This window comes from Alkalimarinus alittae (assembly GCF_026016465.1).
GTDB lineage: Bacteria > Pseudomonadota > Gammaproteobacteria > Pseudomonadales > Oleiphilaceae > Alkalimarinus > Alkalimarinus alittae.
On the sequence record NZ_CP100390.1, the window covers coordinates 419,900 to 443,000 of the forward strand.

The window sequence follows — 23,101 nt, forward strand, 5'->3', positions numbered from 1 at the left end:
TAAGCAAGGGGGAATGTTGTTAAGTTGAAGAAATGGCCCGCCCGGAGAGATTCGAACTCCCGACCAAGTGGTTCGAAGCCACCTACTCTATCCAGCTGAGCTACGGGCGGACATTGTCTTCAATCGACTGCCTTGAAAAAGGCAACTAGATCAGGCGGCTATAATACGCAGGCTGTTAGATGGTGTCTAGTGTTGTATTCCAAAATGTTTTAATAACCGCGAAGCACCATACAGACAACAACGAAAGCGCCAGTAACCAGAAGAATATTTGGTTTCGCTGCGTGAGGGATGATTTACCGCCTGCGCTGTCGATCCAACGGAAATACATATTACTAAGAAAGCCGGCTAATACAAAAAAACTGGCAACAACCGGGAGAGCGAGTTGCCAGGTGACAAGAGCTGCGCCTGCTTGCTTGATTTGCCCAATCCAAACCATTGAAGTAATGAGTACAAATAAGGCGGTAAATTCGACAATGAGTGAAAGTTTATGGTGCTTATGCATGCGTTTATAGCTCTCAAAAGGCAATTTAGGGTCAATAGTATACATGAGTGTTAAAGGGCAGGCTTTTTATCGTTATTCTTTACCGCTATAATGACGCCACTAATTTTTCGGGCGGGGTCTTGGATCTTGTCACCAATAATTATGTAGCTAGCAATAGCACTAAATAATATCCCACGAGGTGAAGTGTGAATAAAGTGATGAGAGCATTAGCAGTTTTTGGATTGGGTGCGGTATTGGCTGGTTCAGTTCAAGCAGCAACAGACGAAGATGCGATCCTTGATCGTATAAAGCCCATTGGTGACGTATGTGTAGAAGGGCAAGATTGTGGTTCTGCCGCAGCGGCAGCCCCTGAAGCAGCCACTGGCGGTGCACGTTCAGGTGAAGACGTTTATAACGCTTCTTGTTTTGCATGTCATGGTACAGGCGCAGCGGGTGCTCCAATGCTAGGTAATGCCAGCCACTGGGGGCCTCGTGCAGAGCAGGGCATGGATACATTGCTTTCTCATGCCATCAACGGCCTAAATGCTATGCCTCCACGCGGAACCTGTGCTTCATGTTCTGATGATGAGATTGCAGCAGCTGTTGAATATATGGTTGAAGGTAGTAAGTAATAAGTTAAATATAAGTGACAAGATTAATACGGCTATAATCTTGTCACTTAGACACGCAATGTTTGCATTACCTCTTCAGCCCATTCTAGCCACGCCCTTTCCCCAATAATCCCTCTCCTAAGCGTCATGTAAGGTAGAAGGTAGTGTGCTTTCTGTTCATCGCCCATCGTGAGATATGTATTCTCAATACTTATCAGATTATCTAATGTTTTTTGGTGGCTATCGATATGGCTTTCGAGTTCGGCCAATAAGTCTTCTTTGCTAGCAAGGTGCCCGCCATAGAGCTTGACCAATAATGCATCATTAATTTTATTGGGCTTTACCGGTTGGTTGATCCAACGTCTTAATGTTTCTCGTCCGAGATCCGTAATCTGATAGACTTTTTTATCAGGTTTGTCATCCTGAAAGTGGGCTTGAAACGTAACCTGCTTATCTTCCGTTAACTTTTTAAGCTGCTGATACACTTGCTGGTGCTTCGCGTTCCAGAAGTACCCGAGGCTTTGCTTAAAATGTTTTACTAGCTCATAACCACTGCTTGGCTGGGTTTCTAGTAAAACTAAAATGGCGTGCTTTAATGACATGACGAAATGCTTCTTATAACGATAATGGATTTAATGATAACAAAGTATATGAAAAAAGTTGCATATTAATCTGCATATCCTCTAATATGCAAATAGTTGCATAAAGATTAAATCAACAACATAACAATAATGGCAGAGGTGAATAGTGAAGCGCACAGGAACTCGTTTTCGTAAAGATAGGGCAGACACGCATTATGATGTGATCGTTATTGGCTCTGGGCCGGGTGGTTTGTGCAACGCGGCACTACTGTCTAAATTAGGTAAAAAAGTGTGTGTATTAGAACAGCACTACACAGCCGGTGGTTATAGTCACACCTACGAGCGAAATGGTTATGAGTGGGATGTGGGCGTTCATTATGTCGGAGAGGTGCACAAGCCTTTCTCAATGATACGTCGAGTGTTCGATGTTATTTCAGACAGCCAGTTAGAGTGGGCCTATATGGATCAACTCTATGACCGTATTGTGATTGGTGATAAAACCTACGATTACCTTGCGGGTAAAGAGCCGTTCAAGAAGCAAATGAAGGAGTACTTCCCGACAGAAGGTGAGGCGATTGATCAGTATGTTGAGTTACTGGGCAATGTGAGTAAGTTAGTCCCTCGTTATTTTGCCGGTCAAGCGCTGCCTAAGTTAGCTGCCGTTGTTTATAACAAAGCTCGCCACTATATGCTGCCCGACTACTTTTTTAAGAGTACTCGTGAAGTATTAGAAGGCCTGACTAAAAACGAAGAACTTATTGGCGTGTTGACTGCGCAATGGGGCGACTATGGCCTGACTCCGAAAAAATCATCGTTCATGATGCATGCTATGGTCGCTAAACACTATATTGCAGGCGGTAATTACCCGGTAGGTGGGTCTTCTCGTATCGCCGAGACGATTATTCCGGTGATTAAGCAAAGCGGCGGTAATGTATTTACCTATGCCGGTGTAGACGAAATACTGGTGAAGAATAATCGAGCGTATGGCGTTCGTTTAAAGAAAGGCGGACACGAAATATTTGCCGATCAAGTCGTCAGTAATGCCGGTATTTACCCCACTTATCAGGATTTATTGCCTGAGAAAGTCGCCAAGAAAAACGGCTTATTGAAAAACCTGAAAAAGGTTGACCTGTCTGCCTCTCATGTTTGTATCTATGCAGGCTTTAAAGGCTCGGCAGAAGAACTCAATATCCCCAAAACTAATTATTGGGTCTACCCAGATGCCAACCACGATGAAAACGTCGACCGATTCTTGGCGTCTGATGGCACCGATGACTTCCCATTAACGTATATCTCATTCCCATCCGCCAAAGATCCTGCTTGGAATGATCGATTCCCTGGTAAATCAACGGTCGAGATTGTCGCTCCGACCAATCACAAGTGGTTTCAGCAATGGCAAGGCACTACTTGGAATAAGCGGGGAGAAGGCTACCACGAGTTAAAAGAAGAAATTCAAAACTCATTGCTTGAGACGCTATACAAGCATATGCCTCAGCTACGTGGCGCGATAGACTACGTAGAGCTTTCAACACCACTATCCACTCAGTGGTTCCAGTGGAATAAAGAAGGTGAAATTTACGGCATCGATCATACCGTAGACCGCTTTCAACAGAACTGGCTGCATCCCATAACACCGATTAAAAACCTATACCTAACCGGTGCCGACATAGTGACTGCCGGTGTCGGCGGCGCATTAATGGGTGGCGTCATGAGCACCTGTGCCATGATCGGCGTGTTAGAAAGTCGTAAAGTAATGAACCTAATCAAAGAAGTTTATAAGCCAGAAGCGAGGCAAGCCCTAGAAACAGAAAGCCAGCAGGCGTAAGCCAAGTCAACAAAACCCTGATTCCAGTCGTGCCTCCTTTCATCAAGGCTACAAAACCAAATGCCTGCACTGACTTTGTAGCCGTGATGCAGCGAAGCGGAATCAAGGAAAGAATTACCCCCCCATTAGATCCTTCAAACTGGCGAGGGTTGCTTTTCCTTTTTCTTGGTTAACGGCTTTGTCATTCTTACCGCCCCCTTCCCATACAACATCATCTTCAGGTAGTTCATCTAAAAACCGACTTGGGATGGTTTCTATTTTCTCGCCATATTGTTTACGGGTTCCGGCGTAAGTAAGTGCTAGCGTTTTCTTTGCGCGGGTGATGCCTACATACATTAATCGACGTTCTTCTTCGATATTATTTTCTTCGATGCTGGCTCGGTGAGGTAAGATTTCTTCTTCTAACCCCATGATGAATACATGAGGAAACTCCAAACCTTTTGACGCGTGCAGTGTCATTAAGTGGACTTTGTCGGTTTCTTCTTCCTCTTGCTGTTGCTCTAGCATATCTCTTAAAACAAGCTTGGTCACGGCTTCATCGATACCTATTTCATCGGCGGTGCCTTTGTCTTTATCGAGCATTTTCTGTAGCGAGTCGATCAGGTACCAGACGTTTGCCATTCTACGTTCGGCTTGAAGAGGTGAGTTACTGTTTTCGTGTAGCCACTCTTCATATTCGATGTCGGTAAACATTTGCTTGATAACGGTTACTGGGTCTTCTTGACTGCATCGGCGGGTGGTATTTCTCAGCCAGTGTGTGAATCGGCGTACTTTTTCAAGGCCTTTACCTGTTAAGTGTTGCTCTAGACCCATTTCGTCGACGGCCTGATATAAGCCACAGTCTCGTTCGGTGGCATAGTTACCCAACTTTTCGATGGTACTAGGGCCTATTTCTCGGCGCGGTACGTTGATGATACGTAAAAACGCGGCATCGTCTGTGGGGTTAATCAGCAGACGCAAGTAAGCCATGGCGTCTTTAATTTCGCTTCTCGCAAAAAAGGAGGTGCCGCCTGAAAGTTGATAAGGAATTTGAAACGCCTGTAGTTTTATCTCAAGTAGTCTTGATTGGTGGTTGCCGCGATAGAGAATCGCGAAGTCTTTGAAATCGACTTTATTTTTGAGTTTAAAATTAAGGATTTCACCGGCGATACGTTCAGCTTCAGCATCTTCGTTGCGGCACTCTATAATGCGTATAGGGTCGCCCACTGCAAAGTCGCTCCAAAGTGCTTTCTCAAAAACATGGGGGTTGTTGTCGATGACTTTGTTTGCCGCATTCAGAATTAATCGTGTGGAGCGGTAGTTTTGTTCTAATTTAATCAAATTGAGGTTAGGGAAGTCCTCTTTCAGTTTGACTAGATTCTCAGGTCGTGCGCCTCGCCATGAATAGATGGATTGGTCATCGTCTCCTACTACAGTAAATGTCGAGCGGACACCGACTAACATCTTAACCAGTTCATACTGAGTAATGTTGGTGTCTTGATACTCATCTACCAATAGGTAGCGAAGCTTATTTTGCCATTTATCCAATGTTTCAGGGCTATTTTGGAAGAGTGTGACTGGCAGAAGAATAAGATCATCAAAATCAACGGCGTTATAGGCTTTTAAATAGCGATTATAAAGTTTGTAGACCTGCGCCATCATTTGCTCACGCTCGTCTTTTGCGTGACTAGCGGCTCTGTCTGGGCACAGCATGTCGTTTTTCCAGTTCGAAATCGCCATTTGAACATCGGACACATCTTCACCTGAGTCAGCATGGTCTTTCATCATCAGGTCGCGGATAAGTGCTTTGGCATCTTCGGCATCAAAAATGGTAAAACCTGACTTATAGCCGAGGATTTTGTGCTCTTGCCGTATGATATTTAAGCCTAGGTTATGAAAGGTCGATACTGTAAGCCCTTTGGCATCTTTGCCTTTTAGCAGTTTACCAACGCGTTCTTTCATTTCTCGAGCGGCTTTATTGGTAAAGGTTAGTGCTGCTATGTTTCGGGCTTTAATGCCGCACTGCTCGACTAGGTAGACAATTTTGCTGGTGATTACACTGGTTTTACCACTGCCGGCACCTGCAAGAACCAATAGCGGGCCATTGACATAATGCACTGCCTCGCGTTGTCTGGGGTTAAGTCGTGACACAGAATTGAACCTTTAAATCAATGGATAGATGGGAATATTCGAACAGGCTATTTTAACAGAGAAGTGGATGGCTTGAGAGTTTAAATTCTAAATGAGTGTTTTTTGGCAGCCTTATCATGCTCTAATTCCCTTGCTTCTTTAGGGAATTAGGCTACCTTGAAATATACCTATTTGGTAATAATTCCACCTGTATGAAAATGGCTTATTTACTTGGTTTTTAGTAGTAGGTTCAAGAAAACGTTGATGAAACAAGGCTTAAGGGGTAATGGCAGGAAAATGCCAGGAGAAGGAATGTCCGAGATAGTATTCGGTAATACTAAAATGCTGTCATATGCGAGTCATTTAGACGTGCGGAAAGTGCTTTTACTCACCCGTGAGCATACAGAGTTTCTGTGGTTTCAATATTTCATAAAAAACATGAAAGGCTTCCAGTGCGAGTTGCAGTGGTGTTTCGATCTAAGTCATCTGCATGAGGTTCTCAGTCAAGAAACGTTTGATGTGATTCTATGGGATTGTAGCTATCGCGATGAAGACCCGTTTGTTTTTTTAGGGTTTCTTTCATTTGATAGTGACCAAACGCCTGTCGTGTGTATCAGCTCTGAGTCAGACGAGAGCCTGTCTAAGGTTATTTTTCAGGCAGGTGGGGCTGACTATATTTCTAAGCCTACATTAACGTCTCATTTGCTAGAGCGATCCCTCCGAAACGCAACATTGCGACATCTTGCCGAGAGGCAAAAAGATACTAAAAGTCATATTGATTCTCTCACTGGCGTGGTTAATCGCCGCGTTTTTTTAGATCGGTTTCATCAATCAATTTTGCGAGCAGATCGTCATGAAAACGTTGTTGGGTTGGTGCTGTTAAATGTAGATGACTTTACGAGTGTAAATGATAGGTTTGGCTACAAGGCGGGCGACCAACTGATCAAGCGAGTGTCTTCAAGGCTGAGGCAAGGGCTTCGAAAGAGTGATAGTTTAGCGCGCATTGGAGGGGATGAGTTTGCGGTTATCCTTGAAAACTTAGACAGTGCCACTGATGCAAGCTACGTGGTAGCTAAACTACTAGAATTATTTGAAGCGCCTTTTGATCTTGCTCACCATCAATTATTAGTAACGCTCAGTGCTGGAATTGCGGCCTTCCCAGAAGCGGGCTCAGATTCTGATAGTATCCTTAAAAATGCTAATCGTGCGATGCAAGATGCCAAGCTACGGCAAGGTAATAGTTATGACTATTACCATCATAAAATGAGTGTGGCGATTGAGCGAGAACTGGCGTTAGAAGCTGAGTTCCGAAGTGCTTTGAGACATGGGCAGTTGAGGTTGTTCTATCAACCAAGGGTATGCATTGCGACGGGTCAAGTGATTGGCTATGAGAGCTTGATTCGCTGGCAGCACCCCACGAGAGGGCTACTAATGCCAGATGAGTTTATACCTTCAGCAGAGCGCAGCGGCATGATTGTACCGATGGGTTATTGGGTTGTTGAGCAGGCATGTCGAGACTTAGCGCGATTGCAGGAACTTGGCTATGACGAACTGATTTGTGCGGTAAACTTATCATTTCGCCAGTTTTACGATAAAAAACTAAGCGAAACGGTCTTCCGTATTATCTATAACGCTAATATCAATACGGGTAATTTAGAGTTTGAGCTAACAGAATCAGCCATGATGTATGACCAAGAATATACACAAAAATGTCTGAAACAGTTGACTCAGTTAGGGGTTAGCTTTTCACTGGATGATTTTGGTACGGGCTATTCATCGTTTGCTAATATACAACAACTCCCCGTTTCGACAATAAAAATAGATAAATCATTTATTGAAAATGTTACGACCAGTGCTGATGATGAAGTGATCGTGAGAGCGATTATCAGCCTAGCCCATAATCTACAAATTAATGTCGTCGCTGAAGGTGTTGAGACAGAGGCGCAGTTAGCCTTTTTGAAGCGACACCACTGTGATGAGGCGCAAGGGTTTCTGTATAGTCGGGCGGTAGATTTTGATACTTTTTTGACTTATCTTTGTGCAGCAAAAGCAGCTCGGCTTGAGATTGCTGGGCGCTAGCGCTGAATCCATGTCTAAACCGCAATCAGGGCTACTTTTTCCCCATGGTTAAGCGCTATAATGCTTGCCCTCTGAATATTTAACTCTCTCTTTGAAGACTCTCTCCGTTACAAGGTTCCCTCATGGATAAAATTTCTCAACGCATTGCTGATGAGATCGGCGTAAAAGTCCAACAAATTACGGCAGCGGTTGGCTTACTAGATGAAGGTGCAACAGTGCCATTTATTTCTCGTTATCGTAAAGAGGTGACGGGGTCGTTAGACGATACTCAGATGCGTCAAGTAGAGGAGCGTTTGCGTTATTTGAGAGAGCTTGAAGGGCGCAGGGAAAGCATCCTTAATAGCATTAGAGAGCAAGACAAGTTAACAACTGCGCTCGAGCAGAATATTCTGGCTGCAGAGACAAAAACCATACTCGAAGACCTTTATTTACCATATAAGAAGAAACGACGAACAAAAGGCCAAGTTGCTCGAGAAGCCGGATTAGAGCCGTTAGCAGATAAAATTATCGACAATCCCGAACTTGATCCAGAGAAAGAGGCAGAAGCCTTTTTAAATGTGGATGCCGGCATAGTTGATGTCAAAGCTGCACTGGATGGTGCTAAATTTATCTTGATGGAACGGTTCAGTGAAGATGCCGCGTTACTGGGACGATTGCGCTCATTTCTTTGGCAAGAAGGCGAAGTTCAGGTATCCGTGGTTGAAGGCAAAGAGCTAGAAGGTGCCAAGTTTCGAGATTACTTTGAGCACCGTGAAGCGCTTAAAAAGATGCCTTCGCATCGCGCGTTAGCGATTTTTAGAGGACGTAATGAAGGTTTCTTAAACTACAGTATCGTAGTCGGAGATAGCGATGCTAACCGCAAAGTTTCGCACCCTTGTGAGTCAATGGTGGCGGAGCATTGGAGTATTAAAAACAAAGGCCGTGCAGCCGACAAATGGTTAAACGAAGTGGTTCGATGGACATGGCGTATTAAGTTAAGCACCCACCTCGAAACTGAACTAATGGGACAAATCAGAGAGCGTGCTGAAGAAGATGCAATCAAGGTCTTTGCCAGCAACCTAAAAGACCTATTGCTAGCCGCGCCTGCGGGTCCAAAGGCGACGCTAGGTCTTGATCCAGGTTTACGGACGGGTGTTAAAGTTGCCGTGGTTGACGCAACAGGAAAGGTGCTTGACCACTGTGCTATTTATCCACATGCACCGCAGAAAAAGTGGCAGCAATCTCTCGATATTCTGGCGACGCTTTGTGCAAAGCATAACGTAGAGTTGATTAGTATTGGTAACGGTACGGCTTCTCGTGAAACCGATAAGTTAGCCGCAGAGCTGATGACTCAGCACCCAGAATTGAAATTAACGCGTATTACTGTCAGTGAGGCAGGCGCTTCTGTTTATTCTGCGTCTGAATATGCTGCAAAAGAGTTCCCTGATTTAGATGTGACTATTCGAGGTGCGGTATCGATTGCACGCCGTTTACAAGACCCATTGGCTGAGCTAGTAAAGATTGACCCAAAATCTATTGGTGTGGGTCAATATCAGCATGATGTAAGTCAGGCTCAAATGGCGCGAAGCCTTGATGCGGTAGTCGAGGACTGTGTAAACGCGGTGGGGGTAGACTTAAATACTGCATCTGCCCCGCTGCTCACTCGCGTATCGGGCTTGAACCCTGTGATTGCCAACAATATTGTTGAATACCGTAATGCGAATGGCGCCTTTACAGGTAGGCGCGAGCTGAAAAAAGTACCTCGCCTCGGTGAAAAAACATTTGAGCAAGCCGCCGGATTTTTAAAGGTGATGAATGGTAAAAATCCACTCGATGCGTCTTCGGTTCACCCCGAAGCTTATGATTTGGTTAAACAGATTGCCGAAAAGAATAGCCGTAAAGTGGATGCTATTATTGGCGATTCTGCATTTTTGAAAGACGTTAAAGCGCAAGATTATGTGAGTGATAAGTTCGGTATCCCGACTATTAAAGATATTATTTCAGAGTTAGATAAGCCTGGGCGTGACCCTAGGCCTGAATTCCGTTTTGCTGCGTTTCAGGAAGGTGTCGAAAAAATTACCGACCTTAAGCCTGGCATGATATTGGAAGGGGCAGTGACCAACGTCACGAATTTTGGTGCGTTTGTTGATGTGGGTGTTCATCAAGATGGCTTAGTCCATATTTCTGCATTATCTAATACCTTTGTAAAAGACCCGCGAGAAGTGGTTAAAGCGGGAGACATCGTGAAAGTGAAGGTGATGGAGTTGGATGTGCCACGAAACCGTATTGGCTTGTCTATGCGGTTGAGTGATGAGCCGGGGGTTGACCCTAAAAAAGATGTGGCTGCTCGGGGGGCAGGTTCAAGAAGGACAGAGCCAAAGCAAGGTGATCGCAATCGTCAGCAAAGCAGCGGTAGCAGTACGCCAAGTGCTATGGCGGGTGCGCTCGCTTTGGCAATGAACTCAGCAAAAAAGAATAAGCAATAATATAGTAGACAATACCGTAGGCGTGATGAAGCGAAGCGGAATCAAGGGGCAGGGTTTTCTTGATTCCAGTCGTACCTCCCTTCATCACGGCTGCGATAGGGGGTGCTCACTTGAGTTTTAGAAAAACGCCCCCATTTAGACTCACATTCAAACTATGGCCTAAAGGTTGCCCATGATTAATGCTCTTGAAGCTCGACTGGAACTACTCTCCGAATCAGCCCAGCGTGAACTGTTAAATATTTCACATGGCATCGAAAAAGAAGGGCTGCGAGCCGATTCAAGTCATTTTATTTCGCAAACCAATCACCCGAAGGTCTTAGGTCATACGCTCACGCACCCGCAAATCACCACGGATTACTCTGAAGCATTAATGGAGTTGATTACGCCGGTATCTCAAGGTATTGATGCGTTAATGAAAGATCTAGGTGATGTGCATCATTTTGTACAAAAAAACCTGGGCGATGAAGTGCTATGGTCAGGCAGCATGCCCTGTAAAATAGATGGTAACGAAAGCATACGAATAGCGGAGTTCGGAGACTCAAATCTGGGTAAGCTTAAGCATGTTTACCGAAAGGGGTTAGATGTTCGTTACGGGCGAGTGATGCAGAGTATTGCAGGATTGCATTATAACTTTTCATTGCCTGATGCATTTTGGAAAGAGTGGCAGGTAGTACTAGGCGATAAACAGACGCTTCAGGATTTTAAGTCTGAGCAGTATTTTTCACTTATTAGAAACTTTCGTCGTCATTCTTGGTTGTTAATGTATTTGTTTGGTGCATCGCCTGCGGTTGATCAGAGCTTTTTGTCGGGTATCAGACACCCTCTACAGCCATTTGATGAAAAAGGTACATGGTTCTTGCCTTATGCGACATCGCTTCGTATGGGCGACCTAGGGTATCAAAGTAGTGCTCAGTCATCATTGGCAATCTGTTTCAACAGTTTGAGTAACTTTACGCACACATTAGAAGAAGCGATACATAAGCCTTATCCCGCTTATGAGCTTATCGGTACTCAAAAAGATGGCGAGTACATTCAGTTAAATACCAATATTCTGCAGATAGAGAACGAATACTATAGTGCCATTAGACCAAAGCGAAACGCAGGGTCAGGTGAGAAACCGATTCATGCGCTTAAGGCGCGAGGGGTTGAGTATATAGAAGTTCGTTGTCTTGATTTGAACCCTTATCTGCCGTTGGGAATAAATGCTCAGCAGGCTCGATTTATGGATGCGTTTTTAGTTTATTGTCTGGTTTCAGACAGTCCCGTTGTTTCTGAAGCTGAATGTCAGGCGCTAGATTGGAATTTTGAAACCGTCGTTAACAGAGGGCGCGAACCTGGTCTAAAGCTCAAAACTGCCGACGGAGAGGCGCCGCTTAACGACATAGGTTTAAATTTGCTTGATAAAATTGAGCGAGTTGGGGCTATGTTTGATGAGGTTTATGCTAAATCCTCGGATGCAGGCGCTCAAGATAAAGCGCTTTCTTCAAGTAAATACCAATCCGCTATTACTGAACAGCGGCACAAAATAAATCAGCCAGAATTAACCCCTTCAGCAAACATTCTTTCAGTTATGCGATCTGAATCACTCTCATGGTTAGAAATTGTGGGTGAGTTATCATTCAAACATCAACAGGCGTCGCAGAGTCAGTCTGATAGCGCGTCAATTACCGAAAAATACAGCGCAATGGCCAGGGAGTCTTTCCTTAAAGAACAGCAGCTTAAGGCCGCTGATTTAAGTGGGTTCTCAGAATATATGACGCAGTATCTATCTTAAACGTTATCTGCCGCACAAAAAACAACCTATTTTATTGTTGCAACATGTAAGCTGTGTTAACTTTATTTACGTAGCAGGGTTTCTTGCTTACATTTGGTAACAAAATGATCTGAATAAGCGCTTCATGTTTCATGATGTTGCGCTATTGTAAAATCATAATAATAAACTGTGGATCAAACGCCACGATAGGGTAGGGCTACCACAAAGTATTCGGGGCAGAGAGTTCGTTGTCTATAGGGCCGAACCAAGTAGACAGAGTGCTATTACAGCATAACGAATTCTGCGAAAGTGTTGAGTGAATATTTTTTTGATGCTTTCTAACTAACTGAATATGAGTGGAAAACGAAAGGAGCGGCCTCATGGCCAAAGACTTTTCATTAGGATGGGATCTTGAATCCCTCAATAAAGCATACCAGCAAGGTTATATGGCCGGACTGATGGGGATGACTCGCCAGAAATGTCCTTACAACGGAGAGGTCATATCGGCAGCATGGGAAGCAGGCTGGGAAGATGGGTATGAATCATGCGAACTTAAGGCTCCGGTCCATAAGATTGCATAATCATTATCTATATACGGTTTAAAGGCTTGAGCTCACCCTAAGTGAAATCAAGCCTTTAATCTTATGTTGTATTGAGCCTATTCTGGTTATTAATCTTTTCTAGCGTTGCAAAACAAAACTGGTAAACAGAAGGTCTTCTGCGGTCGGTGAGCCTGTTTCTTCTTTAAGTACACTCTTTATTTTATCTAAAAGTGCTAACCTTAATTTCTCTTGCCCTTCCATTGTGCTGATATCATCTTCTGTTTGTGCGCTTAGAAGTAATACAACCTCGTTTCTAATTAATGGCATGTGTTGCCTGATGAGTTTGGCATCTTCAACCGAGTGAGTTCTTACTGACATGTCGGTTTTAACAAATTTTAATTTAGGGGTTGCTCCGCCAAAGTTAGCGACAAACGCAGGCTTTAAATCAACATATTGAACATCGATTTTTTTTGCGTCCCCTTCTTCAGCTTCTGCAACGCTATGGCCGCTTGCCATTAAAAAGGCTATGAATGAAAAGGCTAAGAGCAGTGCTTTCATAGGCTGCGCGAGTAAAGACCGCTTCAATTGAAATTGAGTCATAGGTTGTATCAATGGTTCGCCCTGTTCCTTATTTAACGATTTAGTAAAGATAACTGGTTTACGATTTGCTGTCCTAGGTTTACGTTCTCTTCAGACCCTAAAATGGCGTCTTGAGTGTCTTCAACTAGCTGCTGCACTTGACCGCGAATGGCATCTGCATCTTGAAGTTGGTGAGAAATATTTTGAAGAACGTCCTGCACGGCTTCGGCGCTGGTATTGGCAACCTCTTTAAGCCCTGATAAATTGGTCATTGTCTCTTTGGCAATGGTGACGCTGCTGTTAATGATTTCGGCCACTTCTTGCTGCTTACTGATAACGGAGTTCGAAATTTCAGTTATTTTAGTAATTTCTCGCTGAATTTCTTCCGCAGACTCATTAGAGGTGTTGGCCAGTTGACGAACTTCATCGGCAACAACGGCAAACCCTCGTCCATGCTCACCTGCGCGAGCGGCTTCAATGGCCGCGTTGAGTGCAAGTAAGTTAGTTTGATCTGCGATTGCTTTAATGGATTCGAGTAACTTACTAATGGTTTTGTTACTCTCGTCAAGGCTTTCAAGCAGTGTTGTAAACTCAGTAATATCACGGGAAGATGCTTCAATGTTATTGGATAACTGGTTCATGTCGTTATAACACTGGCCTGTCATATCAACAGTATGCTTAGCGGATTCTTCAGACTCTTGGGCGTTATTTTGAATGTGTTGTATTTGATCAACAAAAGACTCTAGGCTTCGGTGACTTTCTTGAATACCATTTAATCTTCTGGCAGACGATGCGTGCACACGCTGTGCATTATCCACAATGTTTTTTGCAGAATGCATCGGGTTATCGGTTAGTAGTTGATCAAGAATTGATGCTTTACGCTCTAATTCACTCAGATCTTGTTTATCTACCGCTACTTCATTTTCTTTGAGTGAGTCTTTACCAAATCCAAACATAATGATACCTGTTATTCATTATTTGTTTTTTCAAGCGTCGCGCCTACAGCAGTATAAGTAGAAACTGCGCAGGAGGACAAAGTAAGTTAGTAGCATTTTTATCAATTGCGATAGGCCAATGCTCTTTGCATCAACACTTCATGTGATTGATGACAACGAGAATACTACCCTCAATAATAGTAACTCTTAGTGCTCTTTTTCTTATCGGCCGAGAGCAGACGGTCTTGAGCCAAACGTTAGTGAATATTCAGACAACCGGTACCTTGTATTGCATATGGCTCATATTTGCCTGCAAATGATGTGCGGTTGGCGTTATGTGCTTACGGCTAGTGTTTTACTGATTGTTGATAGTCAACCCCTTGAGGGTCGTCGGGATTTTCTGAGTTATGATTAAAGTTTAGACTGGGATTCTAAAAACGCCTGCAAAAAATGAAAAAACGTTGTAATTTTATACCGTTTTTTTTGAAGGGAGTGACTGATTACGGTGAGGGAGATGATATGAGTGGGTTTTTTTGTATGCCAAATACTCTTTAATATACGTACCAAAATAGCGATCTACATAATGTAGCGCGCCTGCATAGTTGCCTTTAAATCGAGCGTGATGAAAATCGTGATAGACCGGCCCATCATAGAGAGGTAAAAACCGTAATGGGTTCCAAGGAAAATCATAACCTGCATGACCATCAGCAGCCTCAAGATTTCGAATAATAATCCACGCATAAATTACATAAAGGTGGCTCCCTAGCGCTACAGGGCCTAGCATTGCTAATGAGCCAATCAATACAAACTCTACCCAGTGAAAGTAGTTGCCATCAAGTGCACAGGTGTTTTTGATCCGGTGATGCACTGAGTGAATATGCTTTAATACCCACTTGTTTTCATGCATATACCGATGCATCCAGTAGAACAGAAAATCATCTACAATTAAGAACAGCGTGATCTGGATGACCCATATATACCATGGCGGAACCTCACCGAGGTGGACATTGCTTAAGCGTAATAAGGGCCAAGCAATAATGAGCACTAATAGCATCATGCTCGAATTAAGGGTGATACGCGCAAGGTTCGGTAAGAAATATTTGCCTACCTGAAACGGCTTTTGTTGGATTTTATAAGGTTTTGCCCATTTTGGATCAATCCACGCAAGCAGTGTCCATGGAAGAGCGAACAGCAAAAATGACCCAACGCTTAACGCTAGCGTCATCACTGGGAATAATAAAAACATTGGTGCTTGATAGAGTGCTATCCAACTATTTAATAACGCTTCCATATACTCATCTCTAAAACCAGCGGTATCACTAACGGTTGGCGGCTGTGATACCGTTGGTTTTTGTCGTATGCTTAAAATAATCTATGCTCTGAAGATAATGCATCTCATCTCAACTGGCTTGTGGAACTATGACAGCAACTTGTTACTCAACGACAGCAACGCCATATCATGGTGAAGTCGCACTGTCGTACTGGCAAACTTTAGTACGTGTGGCAGAGCGTGAAGGCGTTGACCCTGAGAAAATTAGACGCATCTTAGCGCGGGAAGAGGCTCATCTCTTGTCGTCTGAAGAGAAAGTGCCGCCAGAGGGGCCAAATGCAGCTATTTTGGTAGCGCAGTATATAGAAGTGATGAAGTTAGGGTTAGCAGCTTGCGATGATTTTGGCTTAGAGGTTGGGCGGTCGGTGACACCTGGGTCATACCCGATACTAGGTATGACATTACTGAGTTGCCAAAGCCTTAAACAAGTGCTTGAGCAGGTTGTTCGATATGAAAGCCTCAATCATGACCTAGGTATTTCTCGCTTAGATATTAGGCGTGAAGAGAGTGCTTATTGTTGGGCCCCTAATCCACTTTATTTCCCTGACCCTAAAGGGGGGGTGAGTTTTAATGTGGTCGTAAGTGTATTTGCAGGTGTTCGAACGTTTGCGCCATGGCTTATTAACCAGCACTTTCCGATAAAGAAAATCTGTTTTATGGCTGCAGAGCCCAAAAACTCGCGTTTATATAAATCATTCTTTGGCGCGGAGATTCAATACAATCAGCCGGCGAATGCCATGATTGTTAATAGCGATATATTGTCATGGCCTGTTTTAAACGGCGATGCCGCATCATTTGATGCGCTAACCGCTCATGCAGAAAAATTGCTTAACGGAAGAGAAGGGCAGCGAGATTTGATTTGGCAGCTAAAAAGCGCTCTTCCTGAAGCGCTGCGTAAACAAGCCTATCGAGTAGAAGAGATTGCTGGGGCGTTGAATATGAGCGCTCGAACACTGCAGCGTAAGTTAAAGGAAAGAGGTTGTAGTTATAAACAGTTATTGGATGATGTTAGAAAGCAGCTTGCAGAGTTTTATCTGACTGAGGCTCGCGTCTCTATGAGTGAAATTGCTTTTCTTGTTGGTTATCAAGAGCAAAGCTCTTTTAATCATGCATTTAAAGTATGGAATGGGTTATCACCGACGGCCTATAGAGAGCAGAAAAGTAGGGCTACAGAGTAGGCTTTTTGGCGCTGATTCGGTGCAGCATACATAATAAATGATTGGTGTTATCGCCTTAGTAAGCGATCTAGTATCTATTGCAAGTTGACCACGCAATAAACCTACCTAGAATGTAAGTGTTCGTTAAAATAGACCTGTGGGGCAGTGACCCATAAATATTAATACTGGAGATAATAAAAATGTCGGATACATGGCTCAACTCATTAGAGACAGACACCCCTCAAGAAGGTTACGAGTTAGCGATTACATTAAGCCGCCGAGGTGTTAAGTACACCCAGCCAGACGTAGATGTATTGAAAAAACTTAGACCTGAATATGCTAATTCAGCAGATGGATTGACTGCAGCCTCGCACGTCATCGCGACTAATTTTCAGACAGTAGCGGCTGCAAACAATTATTGGCGTAAATAGGCTTGTGCCATATTGACCTTAAAGTGGTCAGACCACTTGTGGCTATCAACGGATAACTGTAGTGACGACTACAGTTATCTTTCTGAGCGGTTAAATAAACTCGGCAAGCCCTTCCTAAGGATTAATAATTGAGATCTCTATTGTTGAAAAAATAATAATACAGGTGTACGCTGAACAGATTATTGGAGAATGAAATCTTTATGTTGTCTTTTATTCGTATACTTCTTGCCTTATTTTATTTTGTCGCAGTCGCTGTTGTTGGTTGTTTTCTGTCACTCTTTCGCCCATTTGATCCTGACAATACGCGCATATTTGCTCGAATTTACTCTTGGGGTGGCACTCGAATTCTGGGGATAAAACTAAACATTAAGGGGGTGGAAGGTACTGTTGATATGCCCCCTTCAGTGGTAATAGCGAACCATCAGGATAACTTAGACCTGTATATTTGTGGTGGGGCGATACCTAAAAGAACCGTATCTGTTGGTAAAAAAAGTTTACTGTATATACCAGGGTTTGGTTTGTTGTATTGGCTAGCGGGTAATGTACTTATTGATCGCGGCAATAGCAAAAATTCAAAAGCTAAGCTAAATGTTACAACAGAGGCACTGACCAAAGGTAATCGCTCAATCTGGGTGTTTCCTGAAGGCACTCGAAACCAAGGGAAAAATATGCTTCCCTTCAAAAAGGGTGCGTTTCGTATGGCGATAGAAGCGGGTGTTCCTATTGTGCCTATTTGCGTAAGTAGCTACTCGGGGCGCTTGAAATTTAACAAACTCGTCAGTGGTACCGTTAACATTCAGGTGCTTGACCCTATTAATACCAACGGTATGACGGTTAAAGACACAGATCGCTTAATGGATGAGTGTTGGAATAAAATGAAGCAGACGATTGACCGCTTGGATGAAGAAACACCGTTGGTTTAATCAGTCTTGAATATCGAGTAAATGTCCCGTTCCACGAAACCCATCCCAACGACCCAACGCATCCGTTAAAGGGACTGCTCTGATCAGTTCTTTTGTTTTTTCACCAGAAGGGCTTAGAAAGTTTAATGCTAACTCAATATTAGACTGGTTTTTTTGCGATGATCGCAACGCCTCTTCCGCTTTAACGCGGTCTTCAGGGGCTAAGCAATCAAAAAAATTACTGCCTGCTAATTGCTTTGGTGGAACACCCTTGATTTGAGCTGCTTGAGGTGAAAGGAAGGTATATTCATTATTGATATCGGTCTCCCATGTGTAATCTCTTGATAGAGCGATTACATCTCGACAGCGTTTTTCACTGTCGCTTAAGGCTTGTGATAATACCTCTTTTTCAATCAGTTTATTCTGTAGCGCTCGGCTTTCAATATCTTGTTTCTCTTCAAGTTTGGCTAGATTAGTGGCCAGTTTTAACCTAGCCCGATAACTCCAATGAAGGCAAATATACGCTAGCGCCGTCAATAATAGTCCGCTCAGTAATAGGTTTCGAGGAGCGTTTGATCGTTGGCTGTTGAGGAAGCGCTGAGTGGGCGTACTCATGACAAGCCACTGGCGATCGGCAAAAGGAATCGTTACTCGAGAGCGGCTGTTATGTGATGCGCTCAAGGTTAGCCCTGATTGCTCGCCGAACCAGGTATAAATGGGGTTTTTTGATTGCTGGTTGAGATCGAATAGTTCAGTACTGATAGTGCTAAGCCCATACCCATGAAGCGTATTTCGAATAAAAGAATCCAACTCGATTACCATTGTAAGAAAGCCTTTTATTAAATGCTCATCATCAAAAACGGGATAAAAAATGCGGACACTTGTTTGCGTATTATTTTGTTGAACGAGAGTGGTAACCGCAGTTGCTACGGTAGTATTTTCATTTTGTGCTTTTTGTAGTTGATCACGCCAATGGACCACGCTGAATAGATCTAATCCAAGGGCTGCATCGCGCTCTGAGGCGGGCTCTACAAACTGAATAGGTAGGTAGTGCTGTCGTATGTCGCTGGGTTTAATGCCAGTCGCTGAGTGGTATTGACGTATTTGATACGGTTCTGCTCCTGTGGCTGGCATAGATCGCTCAAAGTCAGCACGTAAAGCGTCAGGGATACGAGGTGCCCATTCAATGGCAAGAATATCAGGGTAGTGATCGAGAAAGAGAGAGGCCTGTTGTGAAAAATCGTGTTCAGTAAATGTCTCTTTCGTTTGGATGTAGCTTCGTAGTGACCGTAGTACCACCATGCGATCGTTTGCATTCGAGGCAATGGCGAGTGCGCGTTGTTTATTTTGGCTTTCAATTTGATTAAGTGCTTTTTGACTATCAAGTTCTGTTAGGTAAAAAAAACAACTGACAGAGAGTAATACACCAAAGGCTAATATAAAAAATCGAGGTGCCAGATACTGTAGTGACTTATGTATGCCTGAATCTTCTGAATAGACTGTTTCCATGGCTCGGATCCTGTTTGTGGCGACCTCTAAAATGCGTATTAGTCACACCAAAGCATAGCAGGATGCGCTTAAGTTGCGCAAAATTTAATCTACTCTTTGCTTAGCTTTTTTGCGGTCTAGCCAAATAAAAGAAAATAAATAATGAAAATGCGCTTACAACGACAGAAGGGCCTGCAGGTGTGTCAGAAAAATAAGACAGCGTAAGGCCAAGGGCGACAGATAGCATGCCTAACAGGCTTGCATTCAGTGCCATCGACTCGGGTGTATTGCTTATTCTTCTTGCTGTTGCAGCAGGAATTATCAACATGGCAGTAATTAGCAGTACGCCAACAATTTTCATGGCCACAGCGATAACGATAGAAAATAGTAGCATAAGAACAAGTCTAAGCCAGTCAACCGGTAAGCCTTCAACTTTGGCTAACTCTTCATGAATTGTCATCATTAATAAGGGCTTCCAAAGTATCGCTAAGACAAGCCCTACGGCTATCGACCCACCGTAAATCCAGGCTAGATCTGTCAGTGAGATGGCGAGTAAGTCGCCAAATAAGTAGCCGGTTAAATCGATTCTCACTTCTTCAATAAAGCTGACGACGACCAGCCCGATTGATAAGCTTGAGTGCGCGAGAATGCCGAGAAGCGTATCGGAAGCTAATTGTCGTTGCTTAAGTAATATGACCAGTGCGGTGGCGATAAAAATACACACTGCCGTAATCGCAATGTTCAAATTGATATCAAGTAACAGCCCTAGCGCAATCCCCATGAGCGCTGAATGGGCCAGCGTATCACCAAAGTAAGCCATGCGGCGCCAGACCACAAAGCACCCCAAAGGGCCAGATATTGCAGCGACGCCTAAACCACCTAGGAGCGCGTAAATCATAAAGTCAGGCATAACAGGCTCGTTTAATTACTCTCTTTGGGGTTGTTGGAAGGTATATCGTGGTCATGTTTACAGGCAACCACTTCACCATCAATCGTGTGTTCGTGGTTATGGTGGTGATGGTAAACGGCAATTTGTTCGGCACCGGTTCGGCCAAATAATTCTTGATAGGCTGGGTCATTGGACACGGTTTCAGGGTGACCTGAGCAGCATACATGCTGATTAAGGCATATCACATTATCGGTGGCTGCCATCACAAGGTGGAGGTCGTGAGAGATCATTAAAACCCCGCACCCTAATTGATCACGAATTTGTTTTATAAGGGCATAGAGTTCGGTTTGCCCGGTAATATCAACGCCTTGTGCAGGCTCATCGAGCACTAACAGTTCTGGCTGGCGAAGAATCGCTCTAGCCAATAACACGCGCTGTAACTCACCTCCAGAGATGGCTTGAATGGGCTTTTTGCTAAGGTGCGCAATACCAACCAGTGCTAATGCATCTTCAATATTGCTGCCATGCCGACTCGCTAATGCAAGAAACCGGTTAACGGTCACCGGGAGCGTGGAGTCAATCTGTAGCTTTTGGGGCATGTAACCAATCGATAGTGCTGGTTTTTTGGTTAATAGACCTGAGGAGATAGGCGCTAACCCTAGAATAGCACGCACCAAGGTGGTCTTACCTGCGCCGTTTGGCCCAATAAGCGTGACAATTTCACCTTTATTGATACTGAGTGAAACATCATTTACGGCGGTATGATCATTGTATTGAACACAAATATGCTGAGCTTCTACCAGTAATGTCATTGAATATCCTGCATCAAAATATTGCTCATCATCATGTTTGGCCGCTATCGCCTGCTAAATGTCACGGTAGCAGATTATAACATTAATATTAGATTCATTAACGTAATCGTTATATAGAGACGTAACTTGATGATGATTAATCAATAATGGGCCTAATTCTTGTATAGTTTGATTTTGTTGCACAATTTTAAAGTGTGTTAAAGTGTGCGCCTTTTTAGGCTGTAGGTATTTAGTTATGACAGAGCAGGCTCCCAAAATTTCATCCATGGTCTTTAATTTCCATGATCAAAGAGATGAACTTTTTAATGAGCTTCATACCCGGCCTTTCCCGGTTATTGACTCACAATCCCGAATTTCACAGCTTGCCGTGTTGCATTTACCTGAAGAGGTTGGGCTGGCGGGTAATCGTCTTGAAGAGTTTCAGCATATAGGTGCTTTATGTGCACGGTATAGCGTAAACCCGCCTGCGCCAGAAGCATCTTGTTACTATCAAGACTTTGGTGGTTTTGAATTTAGATGGGAGCGCCATACTGAGTTTTCAACGTACACCTTTTTACATAAGCTTGAGTCAGGTGTCTTTCAGAGAACCGCGCTTTCGTTGCTCCCAGAAGAGTGGCTGAGTGCTATTCCTGGGAAGGTGATCAGTGGTTTGCACCTTGAAATAGAAAATATGCCAGAACAGCCTCCAACGGTCGAGTCTCAACGCGTTAATTTTGAAGGACATCGTTTATTGAGCTGTTATGCTAACGATAAAGGCGCTCAGATTTGGACGGCTTATCGCATTCATAGCGACAACATGGGGCGTTTTCTAGTCTACAATAATGGCCTTAACCCTTGTCAGACAGGTCGATTGGTTAGGCGAATTCTTGAATTGGAAACGTATCGAATGGTCGCACTATTATCGTTTCCTATTGCGCGGCAGATAGCGCCTAATGTTCGCGAAATGGATCAGCAACTAGCAACCATTATTCAGCAGATCACGGATATCGAAAGTCTTGATGATGAGCGACGTTTGTTAGGTGAACTGACTACGCTATCAGCGAAGATCGAGCAAATCATCTCTGATACGAATTACCGCTTTTCTGCAACTGAAGCGTACTATCGGCTATCTATGAGTCGATTAGAGGAGCTGCGAGAAGAAGAAGTACAAGGCTTGCAGACGTTTAGTGAGTTTTTAGGACGTCGTCTAACGCCTGCTTATCGAACGTGTGAAACGATACGAGTAGACCTGGATGATTTATCGGGCAGAATTGATCGAGCGAGCGAGTTGCTTCGAACACGCGTTAATTTAACGATAGAAGAGCAAAATCAGGATCTACTGCAGTCTATGGATCGACGAAGTAAGTTGCAATTAAGAATGCAGCAAGCAGTAGAAGGGCTTTCGGTTGCGGCGATCAGTTACTACCTGGTTGGTCTATTTAAGTATGCTGCAGAAGGGGCTAAAACCATAGGTATGATCAGTAACAGTACCTTGGTAACCGGGCTTTTTGTGCCGGTTGCTGTAGGGATTGTCATGCTGGGTTTAATGCGAATGAAAAAGAATCTAAAAACAGTGAACAAGAAGCTAAAAGCTAAACACTAAATCTACATCGACCTTAACTCAGGTTGATAGGAATAGGCTCGCGAAGCGTGCTTCGCGAGCAAGTCAATTAAGCTGGGTTGCTTTCAAGAACCATTTTCTCAATATATTCCAAGTTCGGGATAATAGCCTCATCACCCATCACGACCACCTTCATTAAGTCAGCAGGGCCTAGCGAGGCCTCTTCAACTTCTTTGATGTTTTCTTGGTCTATTTTAGTCTGACGCGGGATGCCTTGCGTGGTAATTGCAAAAAATGGCAATGCCTCATGTTTTGTACCGATGGTATTGATTACCGCAATCCTTGTATTACTCAAATGATCGGGCAGAGGGGTATCATTTAGCCGCTCATAAGAGATAACAGGCAGTGTTACCCCGCGCCATTTGATATTGCCAAGGAACCATTCTGGTGCATCTGATACAGCATCGGGTGATTGGTAATCGACGATTTCTGCGACTGAAACGTTAGGCAGCAATAAACTTCCGCCGACGACGGGTAGATAAAGACTGGATAAAATACTTATGGACTCTTCCACTTTTCAGCTCCTCAGCAT

20 protein-coding genes and 1 tRNA gene are annotated in these 23,101 nt (G+C 43.9%); 10 read left to right on the forward strand and 11 right to left on the reverse strand.

Annotation, left to right across the window (positions count from 1 at the left end; translation table 11 throughout):
- Positions 1-33: 33 nt before the first annotated feature.
- Positions 34-110: transfer RNA gene (locus NKI27_RS01825), tRNA-Arg, on the reverse strand.
- A gap of 65 nt (positions 111-175) precedes the next feature.
- Positions 176-502 carry a hypothetical protein gene (locus NKI27_RS01830; RefSeq protein ID WP_265047998.1) on the reverse strand — a complete coding sequence of 109 codons (327 nt, stop codon included), beginning with the start codon at positions 500-502 and terminating at the stop codon, positions 176-178.
- A gap of 197 nt (positions 503-699) precedes the next feature.
- On the opposite strand from NKI27_RS01830, the gene NKI27_RS01835 reads away from it, so the two are divergent.
- Entirely contained in the window at positions 700-1,113 is a 414-nt protein-coding gene (locus NKI27_RS01835; protein WP_406803118.1) for a c-type cytochrome, read from the forward strand.
- Between the two features lie 47 nt (positions 1,114-1,160).
- Here NKI27_RS01835 and NKI27_RS01840 read toward each other — a convergent pair whose 3' ends face one another.
- Positions 1,161-1,694, reverse strand: coding sequence for a PadR family transcriptional regulator (locus NKI27_RS01840; protein ID WP_265048000.1), 534 nt, complete (start codon positions 1,692-1,694; stop codon positions 1,161-1,163).
- A gap of 145 nt (positions 1,695-1,839) precedes the next feature.
- Between NKI27_RS01840 and NKI27_RS01845 the strand changes: the two genes are divergently transcribed.
- On the forward strand, positions 1,840-3,498 hold the full coding sequence (locus tag NKI27_RS01845; protein ID WP_265048001.1) for a phytoene desaturase family protein: 1,659 nt from the start codon (positions 1,840-1,842) through the stop codon (positions 3,496-3,498).
- A gap of 114 nt (positions 3,499-3,612) precedes the next feature.
- Here NKI27_RS01845 and rep read toward each other — a convergent pair whose 3' ends face one another.
- Positions 3,613-5,628: a DNA helicase Rep gene (gene rep, locus NKI27_RS01850; RefSeq protein WP_265048002.1), complete on the reverse strand. Its 2,016-nt coding sequence runs from the start codon at positions 5,626-5,628 to the stop codon at positions 3,613-3,615.
- Between the two features lie 291 nt (positions 5,629-5,919).
- On the opposite strand from rep, the gene NKI27_RS01855 reads away from it, so the two are divergent.
- The 4 genes from NKI27_RS01855 (at position 5,920) to rmf (ending at position 12,485) form a co-directional block, all read left to right on the forward strand.
- A complete protein-coding gene (locus tag NKI27_RS01855) occupies positions 5,920-7,686 on the forward strand; it encodes a two-component system response regulator (RefSeq protein WP_265048003.1) in 1,767 nt (588 codons plus the stop codon).
- Positions 7,687-7,808: 122 nt separating this feature from the next.
- Positions 7,809-10,151, forward strand: coding sequence for a Tex family protein (locus NKI27_RS01860; RefSeq protein ID WP_265048004.1), 2,343 nt, complete (start codon positions 7,809-7,811; stop codon positions 10,149-10,151).
- A gap of 172 nt (positions 10,152-10,323) precedes the next feature.
- Entirely contained in the window at positions 10,324-11,925 is a 1,602-nt protein-coding gene (gene gshA / locus NKI27_RS01865; RefSeq protein WP_265048005.1) for a glutamate--cysteine ligase, read from the forward strand.
- Positions 11,926-12,284: 359 nt separating this feature from the next.
- Positions 12,285-12,485: a ribosome modulation factor gene (rmf, locus tag NKI27_RS01870; protein WP_265048006.1), complete on the forward strand. Its 201-nt coding sequence runs from the start codon at positions 12,285-12,287 to the stop codon at positions 12,483-12,485.
- A gap of 99 nt (positions 12,486-12,584) precedes the next feature.
- On the opposite strand, the gene NKI27_RS01875 is transcribed toward rmf, so the two are convergent.
- The 3 genes from NKI27_RS01875 to NKI27_RS01885 form a co-directional block, all read right to left on the reverse strand.
- Positions 12,585-13,046 (reverse strand): flagellar basal body-associated FliL family protein, encoded by a 462-nt coding sequence (locus NKI27_RS01875; protein ID WP_265048007.1) that lies wholly within the window; start codon positions 13,044-13,046, stop codon positions 12,585-12,587.
- A gap of 32 nt (positions 13,047-13,078) precedes the next feature.
- Positions 13,079-13,981, reverse strand: coding sequence for a methyl-accepting chemotaxis protein (locus tag NKI27_RS01880; protein WP_320109441.1), 903 nt, complete (start codon positions 13,979-13,981; stop codon positions 13,079-13,081).
- A gap of 448 nt (positions 13,982-14,429) precedes the next feature.
- Complete coding sequence (locus NKI27_RS01885; protein WP_265048008.1) at positions 14,430-15,251, reverse strand: sterol desaturase family protein; 822 nt, start codon at positions 15,249-15,251, stop codon at positions 14,430-14,432.
- Between the two features lie 128 nt (positions 15,252-15,379).
- On the opposite strand from NKI27_RS01885, the gene NKI27_RS01890 reads away from it, so the two are divergent.
- The 3 genes from NKI27_RS01890 to NKI27_RS01900 all read left to right on the forward strand — a co-directional run bounded on the left by NKI27_RS01890 (position 15,380) and on the right by NKI27_RS01900 (position 17,801).
- The gene (locus NKI27_RS01890; RefSeq protein ID WP_265048009.1) at positions 15,380-16,468 is read left to right on the forward strand and encodes an AraC family transcriptional regulator; all 1,089 of its coding nucleotides are present in this window, start codon (positions 15,380-15,382) and stop codon (positions 16,466-16,468) included.
- Between the two features lie 179 nt (positions 16,469-16,647).
- Positions 16,648-16,878, forward strand: coding sequence for a hexameric tyrosine-coordinated heme protein (locus NKI27_RS01895; RefSeq protein ID WP_265048010.1), 231 nt, complete (start codon positions 16,648-16,650; stop codon positions 16,876-16,878).
- A 200-nt stretch (positions 16,879-17,078) separates the two neighbouring features.
- The gene (locus NKI27_RS01900) at positions 17,079-17,801 is read left to right on the forward strand and encodes a lysophospholipid acyltransferase family protein (protein ID WP_265048011.1); all 723 of its coding nucleotides are present in this window, start codon (positions 17,079-17,081) and stop codon (positions 17,799-17,801) included.
- On the opposite strand, the gene NKI27_RS01905 is transcribed toward NKI27_RS01900, so the two are convergent.
- The 3 genes from NKI27_RS01905 to znuC all read right to left on the reverse strand — a co-directional run bounded on the left by NKI27_RS01905 (position 17,802) and on the right by znuC (position 20,969).
- Positions 17,802-19,289, reverse strand: coding sequence for a CHASE domain-containing protein (locus NKI27_RS01905; RefSeq protein ID WP_265048012.1), 1,488 nt, complete (start codon positions 19,287-19,289; stop codon positions 17,802-17,804).
- 100 nt (positions 19,290-19,389) lie between these two features.
- Positions 19,390-20,178: a zinc ABC transporter permease subunit ZnuB gene (gene znuB, locus NKI27_RS01910; protein WP_265048013.1), complete on the reverse strand. Its 789-nt coding sequence runs from the start codon at positions 20,176-20,178 to the stop codon at positions 19,390-19,392.
- An 11-nt stretch (positions 20,179-20,189) separates the two neighbouring features.
- A complete protein-coding gene (gene znuC, locus NKI27_RS01915; protein WP_265048014.1) occupies positions 20,190-20,969 on the reverse strand; it encodes a zinc ABC transporter ATP-binding protein ZnuC in 780 nt (259 codons plus the stop codon).
- 235 nt (positions 20,970-21,204) lie between these two features.
- On the opposite strand from znuC, the gene NKI27_RS01920 reads away from it, so the two are divergent.
- A complete protein-coding gene (locus tag NKI27_RS01920) occupies positions 21,205-22,551 on the forward strand; it encodes a DUF3422 family protein (protein WP_265048015.1) in 1,347 nt (448 codons plus the stop codon).
- Between the two features lie 67 nt (positions 22,552-22,618).
- On the opposite strand, the gene NKI27_RS01925 is transcribed toward NKI27_RS01920, so the two are convergent.
- A complete protein-coding gene (locus tag NKI27_RS01925; protein WP_265048016.1) occupies positions 22,619-23,083 on the reverse strand; it encodes a chemotaxis protein CheW in 465 nt (154 codons plus the stop codon).
- Between the last annotated feature and the right edge of the window lie 18 nt (positions 23,084-23,101).